The 9,717-nt window shown below is 32.4% G+C and carries 8 protein-coding genes; all 8 read right to left on the minus strand.

Going from position 1 to position 9,717, the window contains the following annotated elements; translation table 11 throughout:
- Positions 1–12: 12 nt before the first annotated feature.
- The gene (locus tag Q0612_RS04860; RefSeq protein WP_298881461.1) at positions 13–534 is read right to left on the minus strand and encodes a serine O-acetyltransferase; all 522 of its coding nucleotides are present in this window, start codon (positions 532–534) and stop codon (positions 13–15) included.
- Between the two features lie 379 nt (positions 535–913).
- Complete coding sequence (locus Q0612_RS04865) at positions 914–2,413, minus strand: oligosaccharide flippase family protein (protein WP_298881464.1); 1,500 nt, start codon at positions 2,411–2,413, stop codon at positions 914–916.
- A 113-nt stretch (positions 2,414–2,526) separates the two neighbouring features.
- Positions 2,527–3,630 (minus strand): glycosyltransferase, encoded by a 1,104-nt coding sequence (locus Q0612_RS04870; protein ID WP_298881467.1) that lies wholly within the window; start codon positions 3,628–3,630, stop codon positions 2,527–2,529.
- Positions 3,631–3,643: 13 nt separating this feature from the next.
- Entirely contained in the window at positions 3,644–4,777 is a 1,134-nt protein-coding gene (locus Q0612_RS04875) for a CapA family protein (RefSeq protein ID WP_298881470.1), read from the minus strand.
- 13 nt (positions 4,778–4,790) lie between these two features.
- The gene (locus Q0612_RS04880) at positions 4,791–6,146 is read right to left on the minus strand and encodes an ATP-grasp fold amidoligase family protein (protein ID WP_298881473.1); all 1,356 of its coding nucleotides are present in this window, start codon (positions 6,144–6,146) and stop codon (positions 4,791–4,793) included.
- A 1-nt stretch (position 6,147) separates the two neighbouring features.
- On the minus strand, positions 6,148–7,362 hold the full coding sequence (locus tag Q0612_RS04885; protein WP_298881476.1) for an O-antigen ligase: 1,215 nt from the start codon (positions 7,360–7,362) through the stop codon (positions 6,148–6,150).
- A complete protein-coding gene (locus Q0612_RS04890) occupies positions 7,343–8,479 on the minus strand; it encodes a glycosyltransferase family 1 protein (protein ID WP_298881479.1) in 1,137 nt (378 codons plus the stop codon). Before Q0612_RS04890 ends, Q0612_RS04885 begins: the two co-directional genes overlap by 20 nt.
- 18 nt (positions 8,480–8,497) lie before the next feature.
- Positions 8,498–9,529 carry a glycosyltransferase family 4 protein gene (locus tag Q0612_RS04895; protein WP_298881482.1) on the minus strand — a complete coding sequence of 344 codons (1,032 nt, stop codon included), beginning with the start codon at positions 9,527–9,529 and terminating at the stop codon, positions 8,498–8,500.
- Positions 9,530–9,717: the final 188 nt, after the last annotated feature.

Genomic DNA, 9,717 nt, shown 5'->3' on the forward strand with positions numbered 1-9,717 from the left:
AAAAGCGATATTTTATAATATCTTAGCAGGAATCCCGACTAATGTCGCTCCTTCAATATCACAACTCTTATTTACGACTGCATTAGCTCCTATTCTGCAACCATTAGCAATATTTATATCGCCAAATAATTTTGCTCCAGGTCCGATGTACACATTATCTCCTAATTTGGGAGGTTCGCCACCATTAGCACCCAGATTAACTCCAACATGTATACGTAAATTTTTTCCTATCTTGCATCTTCCATTGATGATAATAGGTCCTACATGAGCTATGCTCAAGCCTTCATCGCAGACATTTAAGGGAATATGAATACCATACTTGTTCTGCATCAATCTTAGACGTAATAAATAAAAGATGCCTAAAATCTTATTACCTTTGTTATGATGATATTCAGCCATTCTTAAGTTATATACATATCCATATAAAATGTCTTTCTCTCTGATGCCTAAAGGAATCCTTGTCCCCCCCCGAGGGAAATATATCTTTCTCTCGATATTTAAGCAATGCTTGAGTTTTTCCTTAGTGTCTATCATAATACCCTCCATATAATATCTTTAATTTTCACCGATTATCTCTGTTTTTCGTAGTTTTTCATGTCATTCAAATCAATTCCTTTATTCGCAGTAGCTGACAAATAAAGGATAAATTATTTGGTATGTTGTTGCAAGGTGTCCCGCTTTTTTAGTGAAATATCCTTGCTAATATTGGGGAATTTTGATGCTTTTTTGAGGTACTTTTAGTGTATCATATACAACAAAAACTCGTGCCATTATTATTATATCCAGAAGTTGCTTATTGTGGCAGTACCGTTTTTAGTGTGGCAATTTTACCGTGAAGATGTGGCAATTTAATCGTAATATACAATTAATTTACACGAATTGTAAAATAATGTTAATTTCTAGTACAAAAGTCTTATTGTTTATGTGAAACCTCTAGCAACCTTCTCCTTTCTTCTTGATTCATAGAAAATCTATAAACTACCATTATATAAATAAATGCATATATCGCTACTTTCATAGTAAATAATAACTTGCCTTGTAAATTCCATATATTATTACCTATAAAACCGATAGCAGTTACTACCACTATGGGTAAGCTTATATGCCATATTCCTTTCCAAAATTTAGCAATATCCAATCCAGTAATTCTTGCATAATACCAGTTCATTACTACACCATTCCCTATAAACATCGCTAAACCTGTAGCAAAAGCACAACCAATACCACCAAATTTTATTGCTAGAGGTATTGCTAAACATAGATTGAAAATACCCATAACAAAGTACACCTTGGCACGAAAATCATATCTATTTTGAGCCTGTAAAATAGCAAGCCCAATATTTTGAATTAAATCAATTGTGAATGGAATAATTATCAAAAGTGTTATACAATACGCTTCATCAAAGCTCGCACCAGCCCACATATGAATAAATTGCCTACCAAAAATTATAAAACCGCTAGAGAATAATGCTAGTAAAAAGTACTGTAAGCGACCTATCCTAATAAACAAATCAGTAAGGCTGCTTATCGGTTCATTTTTCGCAATAAGCTCTGTAACGTGCGGTAGATAGACACTAGAGATAGTTGTAGACAATGTCATATAGTTCATATAAATGAGTGCAGCTATAGAATAAACTGCTACCGCATCTGTTCCGCTAACAATACCAAGAATAACCTGATTAGTTTTAAAGAAAATTTGGTCAATCAACATCACAGCGAATATGCTCAATGCTAGCTTTTTAAATTCTCTATACATTTCCCCATCCCAAAAGTGATAACGTATTTTTATATGCAACTCTGCAAAGCAATAGTATATACGTGCAATTATAAGCACTAAATTAAGAAAAGTCTGTACACCTGCTACTGCAAGAGCACTAGGAAGGCTTTGTAATACTATTACTATCAATAACGGCTGTAACAAAAGTTGTACTGTCTCCGAACACTTTAGAAACAGAAAGCGTTCATGAGCATTAATTACAGCACGGAAAATCATAGTCGAAATAGTTACTACCATATTAAACAATAACAGGGCAAAAAGCTTTTGCGCTGATGAAATTTCTACAATTGTCATACTTTTAGAAAATAATATAGGAAGAAAAGTATAACACACGCAACCAATCACTAAAAGCATCATAGTAATCATAACATAAGCACGTAGAGCAAATGCAAGTATATTTTCCATACGGATTTTATCTCTTAAAATTTTATATTTAGTATAAAATCGTACCACCGCAGCACTGAGTCCGAAATCCATAATAGAAAAATATGCTATAAAAGAACCTATCAGCTGATATAATCCGTATTCACTCTTACCAATATAGTGTAATAGAATAGGAACATAGGCTAAGTTTATAAGGACCTGCAAAGATATATTAAAATAGCTGACGATAATTCCTAACTTACGTTGATTCATAAATATTTCCTTTAAATCTGATAATCTTATCTTAATTTTAACATTCACTTTTGTGCTTTTTAAATAAGATTAGAGTGAATATTTTATATAAATATTACAAAACAAGTTGCTTTTTATAAAGCATTCTCGTAAAACAAAATATACTTTCTTGTAACTTCTTCTGTAGAAAACTTACTTACATCATAATTTACATGCATCCCATGTTCTCTTTGATAATCATCTATAATCTTTTCTGCCCATACTTTGGCACCATCGTTAAGTGGCAAATATGTAACACCACCGCAATCTGTGGCTCTAGGCACTGCATCGGATGCATAGCACTTAACTCCCATTGCTTGAGCTTCTATTAACACAATGCCAAAGCCTTCATGCAATGACGGAAATAGAAAGCCAGAAGATTGACTTAGTAGCTTTGGCATATCTACATCACCAGGCATTAAAACAACATTATCTTCAAGCTTCCTTTGAATGATTTCCTTATATAACAGTTCATTATATTCACTATTACTATTGCCCATCAGAATTAATTTTACGTCTGGCCTTTTTTGCTTTATATATTCAATAACTTTTACTGAAAATATTTGGTTTTTAGTTACACTGTAAGTTCCAACCTGCAAAAGCTGTAAATTACTTTTTTTATTTAAGTCATATTTTTCAGAATTAAATCTCTTATTATCATATGGATTCATAACTATCCTTACGTTCTCTTGAGATTTAAAAAAAGACAATCCTGCTTCTTGGGAACATGCAATTTTTATTGTCGCGTACCTTTCAATTTCTTTTTTACGATAATTGTTCAATAAGCCTGCTATAATGTTAGTTTTTCCTGATATAACGTGGGTATGAGCAATTCTGACTTTAATCCCACTAACTGCTGCAGCTTTTAAAATAGGCGCACTTTCATATTCATCGTGACAATGAATAACATCATATGGTCCATTTTCTTTCAGAATCTCCAAGACCTTGTTATATAAATGATTACCTCTAACATAGTAATCTAATCTTTTTCTAAAAGAATTTTTGCCACTATACCGCGGAATTCTAAATATTTTTCCCCCGTAGCTTTCAAACTCATCATCATAAAATCTTCTTTCATCAGTAAAAAGAAGAATATCAAAAATATATTTATCTTTAAGACTTCTAACGATACTCATTATGACAGCTTGGACACCGCCATTTCCTAATCCTTCACAAGATACCATTAAGACTCTTTTCATATTAAGCCTCCGTCTATATCCCTCTTCTATATTTTAAAATACATGTTAACAGTTCCCTATGTGCCTCACATTCCAAACAATTTATGATGTTTAACTTTTCGCTTTCACCATAAATCCATTTTAACAGAAGATAGTTTGTTAACTTATTGAGTATCCTAACTGGTAAAAATGTGGAGACTCTTCCAGAAAGTTTGTAATAATAATTTTTGCTCATAAAATCTGCAAACTGATAATAGTTTTCCTCAATAAATTTTTTATCTATTATTTGTTTACTTCTGCTTTTGAAACCTTCTAAAATGCTACTATCATCACTTAACTTAACAGTATTTCCATTTTTTTTAATAGGAATATATTTAATTTCTACTTTGCTGTCTTTACTAAATTCTAATTCTATCAGTAAAGCGCTATTCCAGAATTCATTATCGTCTGCATCAAACAAAAAGTTTCCCTGACCATAAACTATAGTACCTTCATGCCACTTTTCTTCGCAACCTATACAATGGCTGTGCTGGCAGACAACAATGTCTGCACCCTTATCCACAATCTTTCTGCAAACCTTTTGTAAATAAGGTGATGGATACCGATAGTGTTCTTTGCCACCGTGATATAAAACAATTACATAATCACATTGCTTCTTTAACTCCATTACATGATCTAAGCTGTTCAAAGGATCAAAAGGATTGGCACCCGGAGTATTTTCTGTAGCAATAGTAAATTCATGCTCTGCACAGCAATAGATGCCTATTTTATTACCATCCTGTTCGAAAATATATGGTTTTGCTGCTTCTTCTAAATCTTTACCTGCACCTGCATAAGCAATTCCATGTTTATCCAAGAGGCTCATGGTAGAATTTAAACCTTGCTCCCCTTGGTCTAAAATATGGTTATTGGCAAGCGTAAAAAAATGCAGATTAATAGCTTTTAAACCAGCAATTGTTTTCGTAGGTGCAATAAGATTCGGACCACATTTTTTTATCGGCGTACTCATATCAGTCAAAGGAACCTCTAAATTGAAAATTGTGAAATCTGCATTATCTAACAGCTTTTTTATGTCATCTCCAATTAAAGTTTCTACATCTGCATTAGTAAACAAATTAGCATTAGACTCTGTTGGCACTATATCAGCACCAATTATGCACTTAACCATAAGAAATCTCCTTTTACTTAGGTAGCTTAATCCAACTGCCTAATAATTCATCAGCATCACCACAAAACAGATTATAACCAGAGCCATCAAAAAAAGTTAACTCACCAAAATATAACCTGTTATTCGTGAAATACCAGTCTACTCTAACATGAATCAACTTCTTCGATAATAACCTAGATAAATGCATCATTTCTTTTAAAAATGCCGGTTTAGGCATTATCTCATCCGTTTTTGGCAAATCATACTGTTCAATATCAGTTTTATTCCAAGACTCATCATAACAATCTTGTGTATGCTGGCTATTAAATCGTCCCCTATGAACCTCAATGATTTTGGGTTCTCCATTAAAACATAAAACTTTATAGTCGGATAATTCTTCTTGCGGCGCCCTTAATATAACAATAAATTCTTTTAAATTAATTATAAAAGTTTCTCCCCCCCCAATAATATCATCAGGAAGCTTAATCCATTCTCCTAAACGTGAATCCCAATAGTCATCAGTAAAACTACCCATTCCAGATGCTGGATAAAATGTTAATTCTCCAAAGTATATTTTTCCTTCAACATCATAAAAATCAGCTCTTAAAAAAGTCATTCCTGCTGTGAGTTTTTCAGCCAGCTCACACATCTTTTTCAAATTATGCGTCATTTTTATACTTTTATCATAGACTGGAGGCAATGCTGCTTCTCCAAAAGGCAAAATACCTCCACTTGTATCATAATAGTTTGCATGATGTTCAATAAATCTATCATAATCAACTTTGAAGCACTTAACTTGACCACCGAAGCAAAAAAACTTATAGTCATATAAATCGTTAGTTCGTGTATCAGTCATGTATTTCTCACAAATAATTTTTCTAGGAACGTCTTTATACGGCCATTCACGACTGGTAAGATAGTAATCCTGTTTTAAGCCTTTCCTCAACTCTGCTTTAACCTTTTCAATATTAAGCTTACTCTTATCCTTGCATATGCACATTCCCAATCCAGAATTATGATTACACTTCAAAACAAATTGATTCGGCAAAGAATCAAAATCAATATCATCCGGATTGTCCCAAACACCTAATAAGGGAATAAGATATTCTTCGCCAATAGTATCAGCAATGTACTTACGTACAGCGTACTTATCTACCATAATTGTATATTCAGGTTTGCGATCATGCAGCTTTAACCACTGAAGCTTTTCGTTAAAGGTCTTGGGAGAAGATAAGTTTAATTCTTTTCCCATGCATGCTTTATACTTTCGTTTTAAATATTCTTCATCGTCCACATTATCGTAGAACCCCTGACCAGCTAATATTATGAAGCGATAATCTTTGTTTGTCAAAAATTTATTGAACGCATAAAAATATCTTTTTATATCCATTTTATCTAACCTTTCCACGATTATTGTATTTAATAAACAGAAAAAACATCATTATATAAAAATATGTGTTTTTAGAGTAATATGATACAGCACCGAAATCCATTGCCAATTGCAATAAAATCATAAGCAGTATCGCGATCTTTATTCCGCTATAAAGGCTCCAATCTATTTTTAGTTTATAAATAATATAGATATATATTGAATAAAAAATACTGGTTCCAACAATACCTCCACTAGCTAATAATTCCACGTAATTATTATGCAAATATGTTATGAAACCGACATGCTGTAATAATAACAAACGAGCATTATCAATACCTATACCAAAGAAAGGTGTTTCAAAAAACTGTTCCAAACCAATTTTCATAAATTGCTGCCTCAACCAGGTTGAATGGTCTATAGTACCGGTACCTGTAACTAATGCTATCAATCCTTCCATTCTGTAATTTAATGTATCAAACATCTGCATAGATAAAACTACAGAAAAAAACAGAACCAATATGCTAAGAATAACACTAAATTTTAATAACGTTTTTAAAATATTTTTACTAGCATATTTAAATAAATACAAACAGGTAATACCAAGAATCAAAACTACTAAAGCCTTTCGACTGCCTGATGCTGCAACAATTATTAATGAAATTAGCATAAATGGAAATTTAAATATAGATTTTTTGTTTTCGCAAATTATATAATATGCACTTACTATTATCGCATTAGCACAAGCTATACCAATAGAATTTACATTTGCGAATTCATTATCCAGCCTTACACCAGAAGCTAAGCCTTGTTTTATAAATTCTATTCCATAAAAAAACACCGTATATATTGCCAACCCATATCCAGCATATTCTATACAACTTAACAAAAAATTTTCATCAAAATTTCTAGAATAATGATTATATAACACTGACATGCATATTAATATCTGCAGAATAGTAATTCCCTTTGATACTGCCAATTCACTATTATTAGCCCATAATGATGACAATAAACAAAAAACAGCAAAAGAAATTCCCCATAAATGGTACAAAGAAAATTTCACTTTGCTTTTGAATTCATTAAACATAAAATCTAATATAAAAATGCAAATAGTTATTCCTAATAAAATAAGACTTATATACTGACTTGCATCCAAAACATTAAAGGAGCATAACAATATAACTGTTAGAATCCATATTATTCTTTCAAATACGCTATTTACCCTGATTTGCATTATTTATAACTCCATTTTTTAATATCAATCCCACAAATCTCTTCATACAACTATCTATATCATAACCAGCATTCTTCATCTTATCGCCATAGCAAAAACGGTTCTCCTTATCTTTTTCAAACAATGTTAATGCTTTATCAGCCCACGATTCAGCAGAATCACTTAAAGACATAAAATTAACGCACGCAGTAACTTCTGCTTCTTCCGTAATTGTATCTGCAATCACACAAGGCAAACCAGTAGCCTGTGCTTCGATTACTGTATTAGGCATACCCTCATAAAAGGACGGAAATACGAAAACATCCATTGCCGAAAGCAGTGCTGGAACATCAGACCGAATGCCAGTAAAAATTACAGATTCTCCAATACCTAAAGCCTTGATTTGCTCTTTAATTTCATTCTTCTTTTCGCCGTCGCCAACAAGCATTAGCAACGCATCCGTTTTCTGTTTTAATACTTCAGCAAAAACCTCAATTAAGAACTTATGATTCTTTTGTTGGTTAAATCTGCCAATATGTCCAATAACAAGCTGCTCATCAGCTATGCCAAACTCTTTTCTAATTTTTTCTCTGTTGTCTTTATCAAATTTATAAACATTTAAATCTACGCCATTATGAATAAACTTAACTTTGCCTGCCTCTACCTCTGCTTTACCAAAGGTAAACTCAGCAGCGAAACGTGACGGAGCAATCTTTACATCAGTCATAATATTTAAGAATGGTCTAAGGAAATCATTAACTAATGTCCCCAATTTACTATTGGATGAACCAGCATTACAAGAACGCACACACAAAACCCTTGCGCCGCCAATTTTAGCAGCTAATAAATCATATACACCTATTGGTGTATCACATAACTTTAAAACATGTGTATACCGGTTATCCTTTACCACATCATATATTGCTTTAAACGTTTTTATGGGGTGCTTTGTTCTTAACGGCACTCTGAATATACGTCCGCCAAGATCAATTACTTCCTTTTCGTAAAAGCCAGATTTAGCAGACACGATAAAATCTATCTTGTAATCTTCCGGTAAACTACGAAAAATTTTCATCATAAAAGTTTCTGCACCGCCAGTATTTAAAGAAGCTAAAATAACCAATAACCTTTTTTTCATAAGCTATATTCCTCTTTATTATCTTTCGATTTTCTTAAACAAAATTTTGATTGCATTCTTAGGCAGATACTTTTCTGCTTCGACTAAATTGGTGGCTTTCATGTCATTAACCTTATCTATTGTACTCAAAACCTTAACTAACTCAGCCTTTAAGTTTTTCTTAATTATAAAACCTATTTTCTCATCTTTAACAATCTCACTATTATATCTCCAATCGCTAGCTATAACAGGGACACCAGCTGCCATTGCATCTATTAATGTTCCCGCAAAACCTTCCCCTTCATAATACGTTGGAAATAAAAGCATAAAATAATCTTTCAAAACCTGTGTTGTTTTATCAAAATCAACTAATCCCTTATATTGAATATATGTCGGAAATCTTTCCTCTAATTTTTTAAACCAATCAACCTGATTGCTATCTATCTGTCCATATATATCCAATGTATATACAATTCTTCCCAATTCTTCATTTACTCCAATAACTGCATCAACAGCATCTTCAATACCTTTTTCTTTCATAACTCGTGAAAACGTACACAATTTATACGGTTCCTCTTTCGCGTATACCAACTCTTCTGTTTTTAATATATTTAACTCTTTGCAATTAGGCATAATAGCTATATTATAAAACCCCATTACTTCAAGTTTGTTTTTCATCGTATTTGTTTCCACATAAATACAATCAAACTTCATCAATGCTTTACGTAGAAATTTACGTTTTGCAACAAACTCTGGCAGCCAGCCACCAATTACCACATAATGCAATTTTCTATGGTAAAATCTATTAATAAACGCTAATATTGGAGCAAAAAGCATTAAGCTGTTTTGAGCAGGAAATATAATAACATTCTTGCAGCTTATTACCAGACCTATTAAATTGGTAATTATCGAAAACAATCTTTTTTTACCACCATAGGTATCTACTTTTTTTACCTCATTGTTACCAAACTCCCTTTGTAATTCTTTGGTAACAATCTTAGTCTTAACAGTTTGTCCATCTAAAAAATTCTTGCCGCCACCAAAATGACCACATACGCCTATCTTAACCATTAATCTCACCTTACTCAGCCATCTTTTTAATTTCTTTGCACCATGCTTCTAAATCAAGTTTAGCTTGCTTATTTTTTGCTTCATGGCCATTACCTTTAAAACTTAAATGCGCTAAAACGTGTTCCTTATTAAGTAGGTAGATTGCAAGTGCAAATTGAACAAGATTTATCAAGCAACTATATCAGTGG

Origin of the sequence: uncultured Phascolarctobacterium sp., assembly GCF_937920985.1 — a bacterium.
Taxonomy (GTDB): Bacteria; Bacillota; Negativicutes; order Acidaminococcales; family Acidaminococcaceae; genus Phascolarctobacterium_A.

Bases quoted from the DNA above. Each gene is read 5' to 3' on its own strand.
- Q0612_RS04885 (WP_298881476.1), bottom strand. From the start codon at position 7,362: ATGCAAATCAGGGTAAATAGCGTATTTGAAAGAATAATATGGATTCTA.
- Q0612_RS04880 (WP_298881473.1), bottom strand. From the start codon at position 6,146: ATGGATATAAAAAGATATTTTTATGCGTTCAATAAATTTTTGACAAAC.
- Q0612_RS04870 (WP_298881467.1), bottom strand. From the start codon at position 3,630: ATGAAAAGAGTCTTAATGGTATCTTGTGAAGGATTAGGAAATGGCGGT.
- Q0612_RS04860 (WP_298881461.1), bottom strand. From the start codon at position 534: ATGATAGACACTAAGGAAAAACTCAAGCATTGCTTAAATATCGAGAGA.
- Q0612_RS04865 (WP_298881464.1), bottom strand. From the start codon at position 2,413: ATGAATCAACGTAAGTTAGGAATTATCGTCAGCTATTTTAATATATCT.
- Q0612_RS04895 (WP_298881482.1), bottom strand. From the start codon at position 9,529: ATGGTTAAGATAGGCGTATGTGGTCATTTTGGTGGCGGCAAGAATTTT.
- Q0612_RS04890 (WP_298881479.1), bottom strand. From the start codon at position 8,479: ATGAAAAAAAGGTTATTGGTTATTTTAGCTTCTTTAAATACTGGCGGT.
- Q0612_RS04875 (WP_298881470.1), bottom strand. From the start codon at position 4,777: ATGGTTAAGTGCATAATTGGTGCTGATATAGTGCCAACAGAGTCTAAT.